The organism is Pseudaestuariivita sp. (genome assembly GCF_052825805.1).
Map to the genome: position 1 here is coordinate 316,239 of NZ_JBRBVB010000002.1, position 16,510 is coordinate 332,748.

A 16,510-nucleotide genomic window follows, 5' to 3' on the forward strand; every position below is an offset into this window, starting at 1 on the left:
CCTCCGTCTCAGTCGCGCTCCACCTAGGCGGGGGCGTGCCGGGAGGTCAAGCGCGCAGGCGCGCCACGAGACGCCCGTCGATCACGACCAGACCCAGCGCGAGCAGCACGAAACCTGCGTAGGCCGAGGGGTGCAGGGTTTCGCCCAGCCCCCAGGCGCCCAGAAGGATCGCGATGGGCGGGATGATGAGCGTAACCAGCATCAGGTTGCCGGACCCGGCCTGCGCCAGCACGCGGTAGTAAAGGAGATACGCCAAAGCCGTGGCCGCCAGCGAGAAATAGGCGATGGCGGCCCAAGTGCGCGGCTCCAGCGCGAGGCTCGGGACGCCTTCGGTCAGCAGCACCAGCGGGATCATGATCGCGGTGCTCCCGGTCAGCATCCCGGCGGCCGAGACAACCGGGGGCAGGGCGCCGAGGTGCTTGCGCGCCCAGACGCTGGCAAACCCGTAGGAGACCGTGCCGAGCAGCACGGCAAGCTGCGCGGTGGAGCGGATGTCGAAGCTGCCCAAAGCCTCCACCCCGATGGCGATGGACACTCCGGCAAAGCCAAGGCCCACGCCGATGGCCTTGCGCGCCGAGAGCCGCTCGTCGGCGAAAAAGAGCGCCGCCAGCAGCACGCCAAAGATCGCCGTGGCTGCATTGAAGATCGACGTCAGCCCGCTCTCGATGAACTGCTGCCCCCAGGCCATAAGGCTGAAGGGGATCACGTTGTTAAGCGCGCCCATCACCAGGAAAGCCCCCCAGACGCGCAGGTCCCTTGGCACCGGCAGATGGCGCAGCCAGACCACCGCCCAGAGCACCAGCATCGCCCAGCCGGTGCGGTGCAGCACCAGCGTCAAAGGGCCAATCTCGTCAAGCGCGATGCGGATTGAAAAGAACGAGGCGCCCCAAAGCAGACCCAGCGCCAAAAGCTCGAGCCAGGCGCGGGTGGAGACGGTTTTCTGCGGCGTGACCATGTCTGGAGAGTGCCTTTTGGAAATGCCTGCGCCAATCCGGTTCCTGCGCTTTCAAAAAAAGGATTTGCAGCTGTCCAACCTTCACCGGTTAAAGGCGAAAAAAAAGTTCACGTGCCGCCCGTTTTGCCGAAGGCAAACCTTTGGTTTGACGCGGCCTGACGGTGCCCGTCAGGCGGGTGCTTTGATTTAGGCGCTCAATTCCATTCTCAGAAAAGAAAAAGCCCCGCCAACAAAGGACGGGGCTTCCAAAAAACCTCTAACTTTGGCTCAGAACTTGAAGCCGAGAGAGATGCCAAAGCCAATCGCGTCGTTGTTCTCGAACTCGACGCCCGAGCCGTCTTCGGCGTCGCCGGGACGCACGTATTCGAGGCCGGCGGTCAGCTTCATCGTGTCGTTGCTCCAGGTGCCGCCGATGCCGTAGGCGATCGAGCCGTCGGTGGGTGCAAGGCGCGACGCCTCGCCGCCCTTGGCGCTTTCGTAGGTCACGCGGGCAAAGCCCGAGAAGCTGTCCGTAAAGCGCCGGCCAAGACCGAGCTGGTAGCGCCACACGTCGTTGTCAAAGCTGGTCACGTTCTGGTCGAACGCCGCCTCGTAGGCGGGCGGGGCGACTTCCCAGACCGACCACTCGGTCCATTCGACCGTACCAAAGATCAGCGTGTCCTCGGCAATGCCCGACTGGAAATCGAGGCGCACGGATTGCGGCATCTCCACTTCGGTCACATCGGTGCCTGCAATGCCGAGGCCCGGCAGCGCCTCGACCGTGTCGAACTCGTGCGTGACGGCCGATTCGTAGGTCAGCGCGACGCGCAGCGCGATTTCGGGCTTTTCGTAGGCGACACCCACGAGGTAGCCGTACTGCGTGTCCGCCTCGCCGTCGGCGGTATAGCCGAACGTTCCCGCCGGGGTCGTGTCGACAGCGGCATTCAGCGCCAGAAGCTGGTTGATCTGCGCCAGCTGTGCCTGCTCTGCGGCAGTGGGCGAAGGCAGGGAGCTCAGCGCGGTTTGCAGGCTGCCCGCGACTGCTTCACCGCCTGCCACGTTGCCCGTGCCGGAGCCAAACGCCGTGTCGAGACCGGCAAACTGCTCGTCGACCGCGTTCGACACGCCTGGACGGATCAGCTGGTCGGGGATCGCGATACTGGCGTCCGAGGTGACCTGGCGCACCCCGCCGTAGACGGAGAAGTTGTCGTTGAACTTGTACTTGGCCACCAGCGAGAATTGCTCGGACTGCCAATCGGCGGTCAGGCCGTTGTAGAACCCCTGGCTGTAGGTCGCGTTCGCGCCATAGGGCTGGTTGAAGAACAGGCCGAAGGACAGGCGCTCGGACATGTCGAGTTTGATCGCCGCGCCGACGTTCGAGTAATTGTCCGACATCCGGCCCGTGCTCGACGCGCCACCGGCAAAGCTGAGCGCGGCCGGGTAGCTGCCCGAAACCTCGGGCGTGACATGCCCGAACGACAGCTGCGCGTAGTTGCCCTCCTCGAACATCACCGACAGCGGAATGTCCGAGCGCGAGATCCCGTCGGCCTGTGCCGCTCCCGCCACAAGCGCGCACACCGCTGCGCCAGTCAAAAACTTGTTCATCATACGTATCCCCGTTGCGCCGCCTTTTGGTGAGTGAAACCGGCGGACTTTTGCCCATTCGCTGGGCAAGAGTGATGCAGACGCATGTTATTTGGGTCAATTGATGACGCGGCGTCAGAAAAAGCGTGACAATAATGAGTCACGTTTTTGCATCTATCTGGACTTTATGTTCGGCCGGTTTCCATCGAAAGCTGCCGTTCTCCACGCGCCGCGTACCAGACATTGAGGTAATTTCCGGCAAAGATCACCGCCGCGCCGAGAATCACCCACAGCTCGACCATCTCGCCGTAAAGCAGCACACCAATGAGCGCGATGATCGGCAGGCGGGCAAAGTCGATGGGGATCACCACGCTCGCCGGCGCCAGCGACAGCGCGCGCGTCAAGCTGTAATGCGCCGTCAGCCCGCAGATCGCGACCACCGCCACCCAGGTGATCCGGTTGAGCGGCGGCCAGACGATGTCGCCATCGAAGCCTGCCGTGACCGCTCCGAACACGGCCTGCATGACCGTCAGCCAAAAGAGGATGCAGAGGATCGACGCGGTCCGCGTGAGCAGTTTCGTGGCGATCATGGACCCGGCAAAGCCGATCGCGGCCAGCGCCGCCGCCGTCGTGCCAGGACCCAAAGCGAAATCTGCGCCCGGGCGCACCACGATCAGCACGCCGATGAACCCGAGGATGGCGGACAGCACCTTGACCCGGTTCAGCCGCTCCCCGAGAAACAGCGGCGAGAGCAGCAGTACCCAGAGCGGCGTCGTGAACTCGAGCGCAAAGACCTGCGCCAGGGGCGCCGCCGTGATCGCAAAGAACCACAGGTTTTGTCCGGCAAAATGCGCCACGTTGCGCAGCCCGTGCAGCGCCAGCCGGTCCGTGGTGACTTCGTGCCACTTGGCGCTCTGCGTCAGGATCGCGGCGATGATCACCACGCCGATCACGCTGCGGTAGAACATGATCTCGAACGTGTCGAGCGTGTCCGCCAGCGTGCGCCCCGCCACCGCCATGAGCGAGAACGATAGGATCGAGCCGATCATCCAGAGGCCGGCTGTCAGGATTTGCGAACGGGGCTGCGCCATGGCTCCGGCGTGCAGCGCTTTGAAGGTGGGGTCAAGCGCTAACCCTTGACCGCGCCGCCCGGTGCGCCACCCTTGGATACATGTTTTTCCGTCTCTGGCCCCTCGTCCTCGCGCTTGCCGCCCCGCTGCCTGCCTTGGGTGATGCCGCCGCGGTGCGCGCGGCGGCCGACGCGCTCTTTCCGCAGATGCCCGAGCTGCAAGAGCGCACGCCCGAAGACCGCTGCGGATGGGCGCCCGATATGCCGTCCCCGATGGCGTATTGTACAAGCGACAACACGATCTACTGGGTGCCGGGCGCGCTCGAGGCCGACGACGCCACCTACCGCACAGCGCATCTTTTGGGACATGCGATCCAGGTGCGCCACGGCATCGCCGACATCGCGCTGCGCACCATCCGAGCCCGTCCATCCGAAGAGGCGGCCCTGCGCGGCATGGTCACGCGGCAAGTCGAATGCCTCGCAGGCGTGCTCTATGCCGAAGCCGGTTTGCCCTTTACGAGGCTCGATGCGCTCTACGATGCCGAGCCCTTCACCGGCAGCCACTGGGGGCGCAACCCGCTGCGCATCGGGCCCAAGGTCTCCATCGGGCTCGAGGCCCGCGCCCGATGGTTCGACCGTGGCCAGATGGCCGGGGACATCGCCGCCTGCGCCGTGGGGGAAATCCCCACAGCTCCGCTCGAGGACGCCTTGCGCAGCGCACCCGGTTGAATGCCGCCGAGACACGGCCTGTCACCGTTTGCCCTCGCCTCGGGATCGGTGCACAAGGCCGCGAACACCCGCGAGGACCCGCCCGTGAAACTGATGTCTCCCAACCATCTCGCCCGCGTCTGCGAGGAGGTCCCGGCGCTGACCATGCCGCTCACCGTGGAATGGCGCGAGGCGCGGCACGAGTTCGCCTGCCCGAATGTCTCGGCCAAGGTGGTGGACGCAAACGGCACCGCCTTCCTCGTCAAGGCGTTCCGCGAGATGGACGCCGACATCTTTGCCGAGATGGCCGCGCAGGAGATGGCCCTCACGGACCGGCTGGCGGACGCGCCAAAGGGTAGGGTGGCCCGCTGCCTCGGCGCCGCGCACGCCACCACGACGCTGGTGCACGCCTTTGTCGAGGGACCACTCCTGATGCCCGTGCTCGAAGAGGTGGAGGACAAGGACGGGCTTGTCACCGACCTCATGGAGTGGCTGGCGCATTTTCACGGACCGGACACCGGCGAGACGATCCCCTGTTTCGAACTGCTCGACGACTGGTGGCACATCGTGAACCGCGACATCGAGGTGGGGCGCAACCCGGCGCCTGAAATGCGCCGCTTTCTCGTGGCCTTCGACCGGTTCAAGGAAGCCGACTACCTCGTAGAGGGCGCCGTTTCGCCGGTGGCCACCCTGCACAACGACGCGCATCTGCGGAACTTCTTTGTGACCGAGGCCGGCATCGTCGGCATCGACATGGACATGGTCGGCCCGGGCCCCGCGATCGTTGAGGTCGCCAACATTCTGTCCCGCGTCGTCTTCCGCCTCGGCATGGTGTCCGGCGAGCCCGTCGCCAGCCACCGCGACGACCCACGCCTCGCCAACCTCGTAGACCTCTACGCCGACATCCGCGACTGCCGGGTCGACGCAGACCTCGTCGACGCCTGCCTCTGCAAGGAGCTCTTGCGCTGCTGGTACCGCCAATTCGGCACCGTCCAGCGCTTCACCCCCAAACAGTCGCGGCTCTTGCAAGTGATGGGGACGGTCGATCTGATCCTCGACCGGCTCGGCTGACCCGGTCTGCGGGCCATAGTTCTGTGCAAGACAACCCTGCTTCCCTTTAAGACAAAACGGTGCCGCGTTTCATGATCCCAATCCAAGGGGCGGGTCTCGCATTTCTTCTGCGGGATCAGAGGCACCGTCTCCACTCATCGCCGCTGACGCCTAGGTTCTGAACGCCGCTTTCGAGTCAGTGACCGCGATGCTTCGCGGTTGGAGCCACAGTCCTGACACTAGGCTCGCAACGTAAAAGACACCCACACCTTAAAACGGCAGTGCCCACCTTACTGGTAAGGTGGGCACTGCCGAAACTGGTAAACACCGCTCAAGACACCCCAAGCAGCCGAGCCTCCACTCAGCCGCCCAGACCCGGTCAGCTCACTCCCACTCGATCGTCCCCGGCGGCTTCGACGTGATGTCGTAGGTCACCCGGTTGATGCCCGAAACCTCGTTGATGATTCGCGTCGCGGTCTCGCCCAGAAACTCGTGGCTGAACGGGTAGTAATCCGCCGTCATCCCGTCCACCGAGGTCACCGCACGCAGGGCGCAGGCGTAGTCATACGTCCGCCCGTCGCCCATCACACCCACCGTGCGCACCGGCAGGATCGCAACGTAAGCCTGCCAGATCTCGTCATAAAGCCCGTGCTTGCGGATCTGGTCGATATAGACCGCGTCCGCCTCGCGCAGGATGTCGAGCTTGGCGCGGGTGATCTCACCGGGACAGCGGATCGCCAGACCCGGCCCCGGAAATGGGTGCCGCCCGATAAAGCTGTCCGGCAAGCCCAGCTCCCGCCCCAGGGCGCGCACTTCGTCCTTGAAGAGCTCCCTGAGCGGCTCGACCAGCTTCAGGCCCATCTTCTCCGGCAGACCGCCGACATTGTGGTGGCTCTTGATCGTGACCGAAGGCCCGCCCGAGAATGACACGCTCTCGATCACATCGGGGTACAAAGTCCCCTGTGCCAGGAACTCCGCCCCCTCCACCTGATCGGCGTATTTCTGGAAGACGTCGATAAAGAGCCGCCCGATGATCTTGCGCTTGGTCTCCGGGTCGCTCTGGCCGTCCAGCTCCCCGAGGAAAAGCTCCGTCTCGTCCGCGTGGATCAGCGGAATGTTGTAGTTGTCGCGGAACATGGCGACGACTTCATCTGCCTCGTTCTTGCGCAAGAGGCCATGGTCCACGAACACACAGGTCAGCTGATCGCCGATCGCCTCGTGGATCAGCACTGCCGCCACCGAACTGTCGACCCCGCCGGAAAGCCCGCAGATCACTCGCTTGTCGCCCACCGTCTCGCGGATCGCGGCAATCGCCTGCTCGCGGTAGGCGCCCATCGTCCAGTCGCCCGTGAACCCCGCCTCACGCACAAAGTTCTCAAAGAGCGTCTTGCCGTTCGGCGTGTGATGCACCTCCGGGTGGAACTGCACCGCGTAGAACTTGCGCGCAGGATCCGCCGTGATCGCAAAGGGCGCGTTGGGCGAGGTCCCGAAGACCTCGAACCCCGGCGCAATCCGGCTCACGTGATCGCCGTGGCTCATCCAGACCTGCTCGCGCCCGGTGCCATCAAGGAACCATCCGGTGAGCAGGTCGCAGCGAGCCTCCGAAGGGGTCACGTAGGCCCGCCCGAACTCTGCCGTACCGCCGCCGCCGGTGTGCTTGCCGCCCAGGACTTCGCCTCCCAGCATCTGCATCATCACCTGCTGGCCGTAACAGATGCCCAGCACCGGCACGCCCAGCTCGAACACTTCCGCAGGCGGGCGAGGTGCGCCCTCATGCACCACGCTCGCCGGCCCGCCGGACAGGATCACCGCCCTGGGGGCGAACTCGGCGAGGAACGCCGCATCGACACTCTGGAAGGGGTGGATCTCGCAATAGACGTTGAGCTCCCGCAGGCGCCGCGCAATCAGCTGCGTGACCTGGGAGCCAAAGTCGATGATCAAAAGGCGGTCGTGGGAGGGATCAAGCATGGCCCGCTCTTAATTCGTTTTGCCACAGGGGTGAACACGCGAAATGCACGGCGCGCGGGGCAGGGCTGTGGCGCGCAAGGCACAGGCGCGCAGAACGTAAAAAGAACAAAAGTTCCGTGCAATCTCAGAGTGTTAGTCGGTCATACCGCCGAAATACACCTTTCGTTCACCAATGTTCTTAAAAAGTTCTTTACAGCCCGGCGGTCAATATGAGAACAAAGGGTCAACAAACAAGAACACCGCAGGTTTCGCCATGATGACACAACTCAAAACGACGCTCCGCCGCTCTCGCGCCACGCTGGTGCAGGACGCTGTGGGCGCTGCCGCGCTCACCGTGATGCTGCTCGCCGCGCTTTACCTTCCGGTCTGATCCAAAGGTCCTCTCACGCTCTCCACTAGGAATTCTGCCTGCATCCCCATGCCTCGGCCCCGGGCAACTGCCTCGTTGCTTGCGCGCTCTGCCTGACGCGCACCCCAGCGGACTGCCTGCCGCTGACTTTCGGGCCTCCGAGGGTCCCACATGGGCGAATGCTCACCTCACCGCCGCCAGCTTCCCGCTGCGCGGCGGTTTTTTTGTGCGGGCATGGACGCGCGATGGAATGCGGCGTGTGCCGGGCGTTTAGCTTGGGAAAGCTGGTGCTAGACCGTCCGGTCGGTGCGCGCGAGCAGGAGAGCCGCAGCCCCCATGAGCCCGGCGGAGGCGCGATTGATGATCTTGCGCCGCAGCGGCGTGAGGGCGCGCGCCCCGACAAAGGTGCCTGCCGAGACCCAGACGAGCGCGGCCACGCCCTCGACCAGCAAATAGAGCGCACCCAGCGAGAAGAGTTGCGGCATGAGCGCCGCCTCGTCGTTCACGAATTGCGGCAAGAAGGCAGTCAGCAGCAGATACGCCTTGGGATTGCCCATCAGAGTGAAGAACTCGCGGCGCATCAGGGTCGAAACGTCCGGCGCCTCGGTCTCTTGCGAGACATCCGCCGACCAGAATTGCCATGCGAGGTAGATCAGATAGGCAACGCCGACCCATTTCAGCGCCACAAAGGCGACCTCGGACGTGCGCAGCAACATGTCGAGGCCGAGGGACACGAGAACGACCAGCACCGCCCACGCCGCCAGCCGGCCGAGAATGCCCTTGGCTGTCCTCAACCATCCGGCCCTCGTGGCCGACACGAAGGCCAAAAGGTTGTTCGCACCGGGCGAAGCCGCCAGCAGAAGCGCGGCAGGAAGGAAGACGATGAGTTGCTCGAAGGTCATGGCGGTGTCCTTATTGCCCCCGGCCCGCTTTGCACGAACCGACCAAGAGCCCAGCGCCGCAGCCGCGGCGATGGTTCCCTCAAAGATGTCACGCGTGCGTCTTGCACCCTGTCATGACCGATAGGGAGCGAAAACGCCCGCTCGGCGCGCGCTCAGGTGGCCTCACCCCCGGCGGCGACGTCCGCCCGCGCGGCCGCCGCGGCCCCGGCCTTCCTCGCCGGCCTTGGGCGGGGCGCGGTTGAAGGCGATCCAGTTGCCGCCGCCTTCGTCGTTGTTCGTCAGGAAGTTGGCGGCACGGATGGCCTCCATCTCCTTGCCGGCGCGGGGTTTGGTGGAGCCGAGGCCGAACATCTGACAGAAGGCTTCGTCATCCATGTCCGCGGGCAACACGATCCCGGCGGCCTCGACCTCGGCCTTTTTCTCGGCCAGCTTCTTGGGACCGACCGGGAGTGCGACGGGGTTCATGATGGCCGACGTCATGCCTGCGGTCATCGCCATCGGGAGGAAGGCGTTGTTGATCCCGTGGCGGTTCGGCAGACCGAAGGAGATGTTGGACGCGCCGCAGGTCGTGTTCACGCCCAGCTCATCGCGCAGACGGCGGACGAGTGTGAAGACCTGGAGGCCTGCGGTGCCCATCGCGCCGATCGGCATCACAAGCGGGTCGACCACAATGTCATGGGCGGGAATGCCAAAGTCGGCGGCGCGCTCGACGATCTTCTTGGCGACGGCAAAGCGCACGTCGGGGTCTTCGGAGATGCCGGTGTCGTCGTTCGAGATCGCCACCACCGGCACGTTGTATTTTGCGACCAGCGGCAGGACCATCTCGAGCCGCTCTTCCTCACCCGTGACGGAGTTGAGCAGGGGGCGGCCCTTGGCGGCGGCGAGGCCGTTCTCCAAAGCGCCCGGCACGGATGAGTCGATGCAGAGCGGGCAGTCAGTCACGGCCTGCACCTTTTCCACCAGCTCCCGCATCAGGGTCGGCTCGACAAAGTTGTTGTCGGCGTAGCGCGGGTCCTCGGCCATCTTGTTCGAGAACACCGCGCCCGAGTTGATGTCGAGCACGTTGGCCCCCGCCGCGACCTGCGCGAGCGCGTCCGCCTCCACGCGGGAGAAATCGCCGCGCTCGAGCTCTTCGTTCAGGATCTTGCGCCCCGTGGGGTTGATGCGCTCGCCGATGACGCAAAAGGGCTCGTCAAAGCCGATGACGGCGGTCTTGGTCTGGCTTTCGATCACGGTGCGGGTCATGGCGGGCTCTCTGTCTGGGGGTCGTGCGCCGCTGCGTGCGCAACTTTTGGTTAATCCATGTTTCGCGCGCGAAACATCTGGGCTTGGGTGCTCTTTACCGCCCCGCGCGGGTAGGCGCGAGGGCAGGGGCGTGAAATCTGCTCAGGTTGATTATGAGGCGCGAGGCGCGCGCCCCATCTGTAAGGTCACGCGGCGGCGACCGGGCGGGTGCCTGCGCCGCCGTTCTCGATGGCCCAGCGTGCGTTGGTCTTGATCCCGCCGAGCGGGAAGAAGTGCACCTGCTCGATGCCAAAGCCCGGGTTCGCGGCCTTGTGCGCGGCCAGCTCGGAAAGCACGTCCGTCGGCTCGTAGGGCAGCACCAGCTTGGTCACGTCGAGCGCGCGCTTTTGCAGCACCTTGAGCGAGGGGCCGACGCCGCAGGCAATGGCGAACTTGATCAGCGTTTGCAACTTGGCCGGACCCGCGATCCCGATGTGCACCGGCAGGTCGATGCCCGCCGCGGTCAGCGCGTCGACCCAGGCGATGATCGGTTTCGCCTCGAACGCGAACTGCGTGGCCAGCGCCATTTGCGCGTCGGTGCGCTCGGAGAACGCCTGCTTCCAGCGCAGCGCCTCCATCACGTTTGCCTCACCGCCGTCCGGGTCGATGTCGCGGTTGCCCTCGGGGTGGCCGGCGACGTGCAGCCGCGTAAAGCCCGCCTTGTCGAAAAGCCCGGTCTCCATCAGCTGCATCGAGCTGTCGAATTCGCCGTGAGGCGTGGTCACACCGCCCGCCAGCAGCAGCGCCTGATCGACGCCCGCCTCGCCCTGGTAGCGCGCGATCCAGTCGCCAAGCGTCGCGTCATCCTTGATGATGCGCGCTGGAAAGTGCGGCATGACCGGAAAGCCGTCGTCCGCCAGACGCTTGGCCGTGGCCACCATATCCTCAATCGGGGTGCCCTCGATATGGGCGATGTAGACGCGCGTGCCGGGGGCAAGCAGGGTCTTGAAATCATCGACCTTTTCGGCGGTGCGCGGCATCACCTCGATCGAGTAGCCCGCAAGGAAGGCCGACATGTCGGCGCTCGGGCCGGGTGCGCTCTTGCGCTTGAAGTTGAGCAAAGCCATGGCGGTCTCCCATATCCGCAAAGGTGTCAGGCCCATCCGTCGTTGGCGATGAGTGCCTTGATCCGGGTGGTGTCGTATTCGGTGTCGAGCCGGGTCGCCTCGGCCTCGCAAATCTCGTGCGGATCGCCCTCCATCGCCACCGGCGGCGCCTTGCGCCATTCGGCTAGGTAGGCGTCGGTGTCCGCCGCGCCCACCTTCATCGCGGCGCGGTCGATGGCCTGCTCAAACCGCTCGGGCAGCTGCTTTTTCGCGCCCCGGCGGCCCTTGCCGACGATGACCTGGGCGGGAATGTCGCGCCAGTAGACGATGGTGACGTCGGGCATGTGCCGATCCTCTCAAGTTATCCCTTCGTTAAGAGATGGTATCGCAAAGCTCTGAGACAAATTCGACATTGCCACGTCCAATGCCGACTTGTGCCATGGTCTTGCCGCTAACGCCGCGTAGCAGGGCGAGGTCGTGGGCGACATTTTCGAGGTAGGTCCGTCAGATGGTCATTGCAGTCGACGCGTTCCAGATCGCCTATATGGCGCTTCCCAAGGCGGGGTGTACGTCCGTGAAATCGGCGCTTCTGGCGCTCGACCCCACCGCGCCGGCGCCCGAGACGATCACCGACAGCGAAGAGGTGCACGACATCTACCAGACCATGCGGTTCCGTCCGCACCGCTGGCACAAATACCGCAAGCACTGGCGGTTTTGCGTGGTGCGCGATCCGGTCAAGCGGCTGATGTCGGCCTATACCGACCGGGTGGTCGGACGGCAGGAGCTGCACAATTCGCCCAACCTGTCGCACCCGGACTACGCCCATCTGCCGCTCGACCCGGACCCGGACTTCTTCTTTCAGAACCTCGACGCCTACATCGGCGCCTCCTCGGTCGTGAAACACCACGTGCTGCCGGCCTGGCTCTTTCTCGGACCGCGGCAGGTGCAGGAGCATTTCGACCGCGTCTACAAGACCGAAGAGCTGGGACAGCTCGCCGATGATCTGAGCGCCCGCACGGGGCGAGAGGTGCAGATGCCCCGCGCCAATTCGTCGAAGGCGCGGCTGACGCTGGGGGATCTGGCGCCAAAAACGGTGCAGGCGATCAGCGCGCGCCTCGCTGCGGAATATGTCTATCTCGGCGGGCTCTACCGCAATCCCCTGCCGGCGCACACCGCCTGATCCGCCGCGCACAGCACGCGCGCCCCGTACGCACCTTGCGCGACTCGCGGGCCGTCCCTAGTCTCTAGAGCAACACATGACTCGGAGGGCGTGACATGGCGCCCAAGCGCCCCAAAGGTGCGGGCGCCTTCCCGAAACCGGTTGAGAGCCCCGCACCGGCCAAACCCGATCCAGCCGACCTCTATGCGGCGCTGGATCTGGGCACAAATTCGTGCCGCATGCTGATTGCCCAACCCAAGGGCAACCAGTTCCATGTGGTCGACAGTTTCTCGAAATCCGTCCAGCTGGGCTCTGGCCTCGAAGGGTCGGGGAGGCTCAGCCGTGCCTCGATGTCACGCACCGTGCACGCGATGCGCATCTGCCAGCAAAAGCTGCGCCGCCACCGCGTCAAACGGATGCGGCTCGTGGCGACCGAAGCCTGCCGCCGCGCGCGCAACGCCAAGGAGTTTCTAGCTTACGTCAAGCGCGAGACCGACCTCGGCCTGCAGATCATCGAGCCGGAGGAGGAGGCGCGCCTCGCCGTCATCTCCTGTGCGCCGCTTGTCTCGACCAAGACCGAGCAGCTGCTTGTCGTCGACATCGGCGGCGGCTCGACCGAGCTGGTGTGGATCGACCTCTCGGGCGTGCCCGCGCACGACCGCCCCAAATCGATCATGCGCCTGCACGCCGGCTTTCACACGCCCGACAGCCCCTTTCCGGCCGCCAAGGTGGTCGACTGGATCTCCGTCCCGCTCGGGGTCGCCACGCTCCGCGATCAGTTCTCGGACGTCAGCGACGACGCCGCGCGCTACGCCCTGATGAGCTGGTATTTCGAGGAGAACCTGTCGGACTTCACCCCCTACGGCGACGAGCAGGCCCGCGCGGGCTTTCAGATCGTCGGCACCTCCGGCACCGTCACAACCGTCGCCGCCTCGCACCTCGGCCTCAAGCGCTACGACCGGACCAAGGTGGACGGTTTGCGTATGACCTCCGCCCAGATCGAGGCGGTGATCCGCGACTACCTCGAGCTTGGTCCCGCAGGCCGCCGCCGCGACCCGCGCATCGGGCAGGACCGGCAGGCGCTCATCATGTCGGGCGCTGCAATCCTGCAAGCTCTGCTCCGGCTCTGGCCGACCGACCGTCTCTCCGTCGCCGACCGTGGTCTGCGCGAGGGGCTGCTCTACGCGCAGATGTGCGCCGACGGCGTGCTCGAAGACGGCCCCTTCTGACCGGGATGGGTGCAAGCACCGCATCCTACGAGGTCGCGCGCCCCGTAGGATGGGTGGTTCCACCCATCCCCGTTTGCGCCTAAAACAGGCCCATGGCAAAGAACCCCTCCGGGCGCGGACAGCGCGATCTCAAGGTCAAGGTCAAGACCGCCCGCGGGCGCAAGCTCAGCTCGACGCGGTGGCTGCAGCGCCAGCTCAACGACCCTTACGTCAAACGCGCCCAGGCCGAAGGCATGCGCGGGCGCGCCGCCTACAAGATCCTCGAGCTCGACGACAAGTACCGCTTTCTGGTGCCAGGCGCGCGCGTCGTGGACCTCGGCTGTGCGCCGGGCGGCTGGTGCCAGGTGGCCGTCCCGCGCATCAACGCCCTCGGCGACCGCGCGGGCAAAGCGCAGGGCCGTATCATCGGCATCGACCTGCAGGAGGTCGAGCCGATCCCGGGTGCCGAGCTGCACCAGCTCGACTTTCTCGAAGAGGGCGCCGACGACAAGGTCAAGGACTGGCTCGGAGGCCCGGCGGACGTGGTGATGTCCGACATGGCCGCGGCCTCTTCTGGCCACAAGCAGACCGACCACCTGCGCATCATCACCCTCTGCGAGGCCGCGGCGCATTTCGCAATGGAGGTGCTGAGCCCCGGCGGGACCTTCGTTGCCAAAGTGCTGCAGGGCGGCGCGGAGGCCAGCCTCCAGACGCTTCTCAAACAGCAGTTCACGACCGTGGCCAACGTCAAACCGCCCGCCTCGCGCTCCGACAGCTCGGAAAAGTTCGTCGTCGCTCGGGGCTTTCGCGGCGGCCCGAACCGCGAGATATCGTCAGACGATTAGCCTTCGCAGGTCTAGCAGACACTGCTCTGACCTAGAACCAGTTCGTTGTCTTCAAATGCCGGGCATCCGCCGTCTCATCGACCGCGCAACCTCAGCGTCAACTCGCGGTTGGCAGGGCGATGTCCCAGCGACTGGGCCGCCATCTCCTGAAACCTCCGGGCAAACGCCGGACAGACCTCGGCCTCCCGTCGCGGCTTGGGCGTTGCGAGCGCTGGCGCGTCATCGACGGGCGCCTCATCGCGGGATTGCTGTTCAACCAGCTTGAAGAGCCGCGCCCGCCCGCGCGTCCGCGCATCTTGTGAACGGCCACCGGATCCACGCGCCAAAACACGCCCATGCCCTGACGCCGCAGCTGCGATCTCATCAAACTTGCGCTGTTCCATGCGCGCCGGATACCGCCCCAAGGCGGCATTACTCGACCGTCCACGCGGCGATTTCATGGCGTTTTGATCCGGTTTGACGCAAATCGCGCGGCGTGACCCCGAACCGCGCCTTGAACGCCCGCGTCAGCGCGGCTGGTGTCTCGTACCCCGCCCGCAGCGCGATTTCGCTCACAGGCTGGCGCGTCGTCAGGACCCACTGATAGGCCGCGCTCAGCCGAATGTGCCGCGCCACGACGCTCGGCGGCGCCCCGAGCCGCGCCCGGCATCGCCGCTCCAGCGTCTTGGGATCGAGGCCCACCCGCCGCGCCAGCTCCGGCACCGACAGCGGCGCCTCCAAAGTATCCCGGATCACCGCCAGCATCGCGCCGATCTCGTCGCCTTCATGCACATGCCGCCCCGTCTGCCGCCCATCGCTCAGAAACAGCCCCGCGATATCTATCGCCATCGCAGCACCGCACGTCTCCTCCACCAGCTTGAGCGTCAGATCATAAGCCGCCATCGCCCCCGCAGAGGTCCAGACCGGCCCGTCCCGTACCACCCGCTCGCGCAGCGCCGTCACCGCCAGAAACCGCTCCGCAAACGCGTCCAGCACATCCCAATGAACCGTCGCCATCCGCCCGTCGAGCAGACCCGCCGCCGCCATCAACCAAGGCGCCGTATCATGCCCGACGACGCGCACACCCGGCCTCCTCAGCGCCGCCAGCCGCCGCCGCAAGGCCGCCGTATCATGCGCCCCATGCCCATAGCTCGCCAGCACCTGCACCACGCCCTCCGGCAGCAGCTCCTCGAACGCGCCATCCGGCACGATCGGCAGCCCCGACGAAGATTCCACCGGCCCGCCATCGACGCTGAACACCTGCCAGGCAAAGACCGGCGCGCCGCAAAACATGTTCGCCGCGCGCAGCGGCTCAAGGCAATTGGCCAGACACAGGTTCGAGAATTGATCGAGCAGTAGAAAGCTGACGTTTACCCGCTCCTGCGGCACACATGTCCAATCCGGCATGATTTTCGTCCAATTCTGGGGCGTCGCCATGTCATCTCCGATCTACCGTGGCAGCGCAACCGGGGGGGGAGCGCCATGCCACTGACCATGACCCGCGAGGTCTTCATCACCTGCGCCGTGACCGGCTCGGGCAGCACACAGGACCGCAGCCCGCACGTCCCGCGTTCCCCAGAGCAGATCGCATCGAGCGCCATCGCCGCCGCCAAGGCCGGCGCGGCCATCGTCCACTGCCACGTGCGCGATCCCGAAACCGGCACGCCCTCGCGCGATCTCAAACTCTACCGCGAGGTGACCGACCGCATCCGCGACGCGGACGTCGACGTCGTGCTCAATCTGACCGCCGGGATGGGCGGCGATCTGGTGTTCGGCGGCACTGACGCGCCGCTCCCCCTTGTGGCCGGCACGGACATGGTCGGCGCCGAAGAACGCACCGCCCACATCGCCGAGTGCCGCCCGGAAATCTGCACGCTCGATTGCGGCACGATGAACTTTGCCGAGGCCGATTACGTGATGACCAACACCCCCGGCATGCTGCAGGCCATGGGCAGGATCATGACCGACCTCGGCGTGAAGCCCGAAATCGAAGCCTTTGACACTGGCCATCTTTGGTATGCAAAACAATTGGTTGCGGATGGCGTGATCGAGACGCCCGCGCTTGTCCAGCTGTGCATGGGAGTGCCCTGGGGCGCGCCCGACGACCTCAACACCTTCATGGCGATGGTGAACAACGTCCCGCCCGACTGGACGTTTTCTGCCTTTTCGCTCGGACGCCACCAGATGCCCTACGTCGCAGCCTCCGTGCTGGCAGGCGGCCATGTGCGCGTCGGGCTCGAGGACAATCTCTGGCTCGGCAAGGGCCAGCTTGCCACCAACGCCGAGCTCGTCACGCGCGCCCGCACCATCATCGAAGGGCTCGGCGCAACGCTCCTTGGCCCCGCCGAAGTGCGCACCCGGCTGGGTCTTACGAAGCGCGCGCCAATTTGAAGTAGATAAGCAATTGCAACGCCATACACGGCAA

General features: G+C 65.4%; 15 protein-coding genes. 6 read left to right on the plus strand and 9 right to left on the minus strand.

The genetic code is table 11. The features are described 5' to 3' along the window. Positions 1–46 precede the first annotated feature (46 nt). From ACU0B3_RS02600 to ACU0B3_RS02610, 3 genes are all read right to left on the minus strand, one after another. Positions 47–955, minus strand: a complete 909-nt coding sequence (locus ACU0B3_RS02600; RefSeq protein WP_446259248.1) for a DMT family transporter — start codon at positions 953–955, stop codon at positions 47–49. Positions 956–1,222: 267 nt separating this feature from the next. Then, positions 1,223–2,539 carry an OmpP1/FadL family transporter gene (locus tag ACU0B3_RS02605; protein ID WP_446259249.1) on the minus strand — a complete coding sequence of 439 codons (1,317 nt, stop codon included), beginning with the start codon at positions 2,537–2,539 and terminating at the stop codon, positions 1,223–1,225. Between the two features lie 164 nt (positions 2,540–2,703). After that, the gene (locus ACU0B3_RS02610) at positions 2,704–3,609 is read right to left on the minus strand and encodes a DMT family transporter (protein ID WP_446259250.1); all 906 of its coding nucleotides are present in this window, start codon (positions 3,607–3,609) and stop codon (positions 2,704–2,706) included. Positions 3,610–3,689: 80 nt separating this feature from the next. Between ACU0B3_RS02610 and ACU0B3_RS02615 the strand changes: the two genes are divergently transcribed. Together ACU0B3_RS02615 and ACU0B3_RS02620 are read left to right on the plus strand one after the other, a co-directional pair. Next, on the plus strand, positions 3,690–4,316 hold the full coding sequence (locus ACU0B3_RS02615; RefSeq protein ID WP_446259251.1) for a hypothetical protein: 627 nt from the start codon (positions 3,690–3,692) through the stop codon (positions 4,314–4,316). Next, a complete protein-coding gene (locus ACU0B3_RS02620) occupies positions 4,317–5,366 on the plus strand; it encodes a phosphotransferase (protein ID WP_446259252.1) in 1,050 nt (349 codons plus the stop codon). It abuts the gene before it with no gap. Positions 5,367–5,729: 363 nt separating this feature from the next. On the opposite strand, the gene guaA is transcribed toward ACU0B3_RS02620, so the two are convergent. The 5 genes from guaA to ACU0B3_RS02645 all read right to left on the minus strand — a co-directional run bounded on the left by guaA (position 5,730) and on the right by ACU0B3_RS02645 (position 11,238). Beyond that, positions 5,730–7,313, minus strand: a complete 1,584-nt coding sequence (gene guaA, locus ACU0B3_RS02625; RefSeq protein WP_446259253.1) for a glutamine-hydrolyzing GMP synthase — start codon at positions 7,311–7,313, stop codon at positions 5,730–5,732. Between the two features lie 639 nt (positions 7,314–7,952). Next, positions 7,953–8,564: a LysE family translocator gene (locus ACU0B3_RS02630; protein ID WP_446259254.1), complete on the minus strand. Its 612-nt coding sequence runs from the start codon at positions 8,562–8,564 to the stop codon at positions 7,953–7,955. A gap of 162 nt (positions 8,565–8,726) precedes the next feature. Then, positions 8,727–9,809 carry a methyltetrahydrofolate cobalamin methyltransferase gene (locus ACU0B3_RS02635; RefSeq protein WP_446259255.1) on the minus strand — a complete coding sequence of 361 codons (1,083 nt, stop codon included), beginning with the start codon at positions 9,807–9,809 and terminating at the stop codon, positions 8,727–8,729. A gap of 185 nt (positions 9,810–9,994) precedes the next feature. Next, positions 9,995–10,915 (minus strand): methylenetetrahydrofolate reductase, encoded by a 921-nt coding sequence (locus ACU0B3_RS02640; protein WP_446259256.1) that lies wholly within the window; start codon positions 10,913–10,915, stop codon positions 9,995–9,997. 26 nt (positions 10,916–10,941) lie between these two features. Beyond that, positions 10,942–11,238 carry a virulence factor gene (locus tag ACU0B3_RS02645; protein WP_446259257.1) on the minus strand — a complete coding sequence of 99 codons (297 nt, stop codon included), beginning with the start codon at positions 11,236–11,238 and terminating at the stop codon, positions 10,942–10,944. A gap of 164 nt (positions 11,239–11,402) precedes the next feature. Between ACU0B3_RS02645 and ACU0B3_RS02650 the strand changes: the two genes are divergently transcribed. The 3 genes from ACU0B3_RS02650 (at position 11,403) to ACU0B3_RS02660 (ending at position 14,106) form a co-directional block, all read left to right on the plus strand. Further along, on the plus strand, positions 11,403–12,074 hold the full coding sequence (locus ACU0B3_RS02650; RefSeq protein WP_446259258.1) for a sulfotransferase family 2 domain-containing protein: 672 nt from the start codon (positions 11,403–11,405) through the stop codon (positions 12,072–12,074). Positions 12,075–12,169: 95 nt separating this feature from the next. After that, positions 12,170–13,282, plus strand: a complete 1,113-nt coding sequence (locus ACU0B3_RS02655) for a Ppx/GppA phosphatase family protein (protein ID WP_446259259.1) — start codon at positions 12,170–12,172, stop codon at positions 13,280–13,282. Positions 13,283–13,374: 92 nt separating this feature from the next. Then, positions 13,375–14,106, plus strand: a complete 732-nt coding sequence (locus ACU0B3_RS02660; RefSeq protein ID WP_446259260.1) for an RlmE family RNA methyltransferase — start codon at positions 13,375–13,377, stop codon at positions 14,104–14,106. Positions 14,107–14,517: 411 nt separating this feature from the next. Here the strand turns inward: ACU0B3_RS02660 and ACU0B3_RS02665 are convergent, their stop codons facing one another. After that, positions 14,518–15,492, minus strand: coding sequence for a GlxA family transcriptional regulator (locus ACU0B3_RS02665; protein ID WP_446259261.1), 975 nt, complete (start codon positions 15,490–15,492; stop codon positions 14,518–14,520). Positions 15,493–15,567: 75 nt separating this feature from the next. Here ACU0B3_RS02665 and ACU0B3_RS02670 point away from each other — a divergent pair, with 75 nt between their 5' ends. Continuing rightward, complete coding sequence (locus ACU0B3_RS02670) at positions 15,568–16,476, plus strand: 3-keto-5-aminohexanoate cleavage protein (protein WP_446259262.1); 909 nt, start codon at positions 15,568–15,570, stop codon at positions 16,474–16,476. Positions 16,477–16,510 lie beyond the last annotated feature (34 nt).

Coding starts and splice junctions, on each gene's coding strand:
- ACU0B3_RS02630 (WP_446259254.1), bottom strand. CDS start 8,564: ATGACCTTCGAGCAACTCATCGTCTTCCTTCCTGCCGCGCTTCTGCTG.
- ACU0B3_RS02655 (WP_446259259.1), top strand. CDS start 12,170: ATGGCGCCCAAGCGCCCCAAAGGTGCGGGCGCCTTCCCGAAACCGGTT.
- ACU0B3_RS02605 (WP_446259249.1), bottom strand. CDS start 2,539: ATGAACAAGTTTTTGACTGGCGCAGCGGTGTGCGCGCTTGTGGCGGGA.
- ACU0B3_RS02660 (WP_446259260.1), top strand. CDS start 13,375: ATGGCAAAGAACCCCTCCGGGCGCGGACAGCGCGATCTCAAGGTCAAG.
- ACU0B3_RS02670 (WP_446259262.1), top strand. CDS start 15,568: ATGCCACTGACCATGACCCGCGAGGTCTTCATCACCTGCGCCGTGACC.
- ACU0B3_RS02635 (WP_446259255.1), bottom strand. CDS start 9,809: ATGACCCGCACCGTGATCGAAAGCCAGACCAAGACCGCCGTCATCGGC.
- ACU0B3_RS02600 (WP_446259248.1), bottom strand. CDS start 955: ATGGTCACGCCGCAGAAAACCGTCTCCACCCGCGCCTGGCTCGAGCTT.
- guaA (WP_446259253.1), bottom strand. CDS start 7,313: ATGCTTGATCCCTCCCACGACCGCCTTTTGATCATCGACTTTGGCTCC.
- ACU0B3_RS02650 (WP_446259258.1), top strand. CDS start 11,403: ATGGTCATTGCAGTCGACGCGTTCCAGATCGCCTATATGGCGCTTCCC.
- ACU0B3_RS02665 (WP_446259261.1), bottom strand. CDS start 15,492: ATGCCGGATTGGACATGTGTGCCGCAGGAGCGGGTAAACGTCAGCTTT.
- ACU0B3_RS02645 (WP_446259257.1), bottom strand. CDS start 11,238: ATGCCCGACGTCACCATCGTCTACTGGCGCGACATTCCCGCCCAGGTC.
- ACU0B3_RS02610 (WP_446259250.1), bottom strand. CDS start 3,609: ATGGCGCAGCCCCGTTCGCAAATCCTGACAGCCGGCCTCTGGATGATC.
- ACU0B3_RS02615 (WP_446259251.1), top strand. CDS start 3,690: ATGTTTTTCCGTCTCTGGCCCCTCGTCCTCGCGCTTGCCGCCCCGCTG.
- ACU0B3_RS02640 (WP_446259256.1), bottom strand. CDS start 10,915: ATGGCTTTGCTCAACTTCAAGCGCAAGAGCGCACCCGGCCCGAGCGCC.
- ACU0B3_RS02620 (WP_446259252.1), top strand. CDS start 4,317: ATGCCGCCGAGACACGGCCTGTCACCGTTTGCCCTCGCCTCGGGATCG.